This window comes from Streptomyces sp. GC420 (assembly GCF_009916105.1).
Classification (GTDB): Bacteria; Actinomycetota; Actinomycetes; order Streptomycetales; family Streptomycetaceae; genus Streptomyces.
Genome location: NZ_JAAAXQ010000805.1, coordinates 1 through 755 on the forward strand (window position 1 = coordinate 1; position 755 = coordinate 755).

Consider the following 755-nt stretch of genomic DNA (forward strand, 5'->3'; position numbering starts at 1 on the left):
CCGGCCCCGGCGGCCCGCGTCCCCCGTCCGGGGGAACGGAGGTGATCACATGGCTCCGTGGGCCCTGCGGCGCTAGGCTGAGTCCACTACTTAGTCCACTCCTGCGTCCGCGAGGCGGTCATGGAAGCAGCGCACCAGTACAACGTCCACGAGGCCAAGACCCACTTCTCCCGGATCCTGGAGCAGGTAGCCACGGGTGAGGAAGTCGTCATCAGCAAGGCTGGTGAGCCCGTCGCCAAGGTAGTCCCCCTGCGCGGCAAGGTGCAGCGCACCGGACGCGGCTCCCTGCGCGGCCAGATCCACATCCCCGACGACTTCGACGAGCTGCCCGACGACATCGCCGAAGCGTTTGGGATGCGATGATGCGACTTCTTCTCGACACGCATGTCGTCCTCTGGTGGCTGGACGACTCACCGGAACTGTCCGCAGACGTCAAAGATCTCCTGGACACCGAATCGGACGTCTTTCTCAGTGCCATCAGCCCTTGGGAGATCGCCCTGAAATCCTCACTGGGCAAACTGCCCGGACCCGAGGACATCGCGGAGCGCGTACGGGACACACAGTTCACTCCCTTGCCGATCACCGCTGCCCACGGTGTGCGCGCCGGGCGGCTGCCCCTGCACCACCGGGATCCGTTCGACCGGATACTGATCGCCCAGGCCCAGGCCGAGGGGCTGACGCTCGTCACCCGGGACAAGTGGATCCCCAAGTACGACGTGCCGGTCATGGCCGTCTGAGACGGCGGGGGCCCCGGC

General features: G+C 66.6%; 2 protein-coding genes. Both read left to right on the plus strand.

The window, feature by feature from the left end:
- The first annotated feature begins 120 nt into the window (after nt 1-120).
- On the plus strand, nt 121-363 hold the full coding sequence (locus GUY61_RS38720) for a type II toxin-antitoxin system Phd/YefM family antitoxin (RefSeq protein WP_166634951.1): 243 nt from the start codon (nt 121-123) through the stop codon (nt 361-363).
- The gene (locus GUY61_RS38725; protein ID WP_166634952.1) at nt 363-737 is read left to right on the plus strand and encodes a type II toxin-antitoxin system VapC family toxin; all 375 of its coding nucleotides are present in this window, start codon (nt 363-365) and stop codon (nt 735-737) included. The genes GUY61_RS38720 and GUY61_RS38725 overlap by 1 nt, the downstream gene beginning before the upstream one ends.
- Nucleotides 738-755 lie beyond the last annotated feature (18 nt).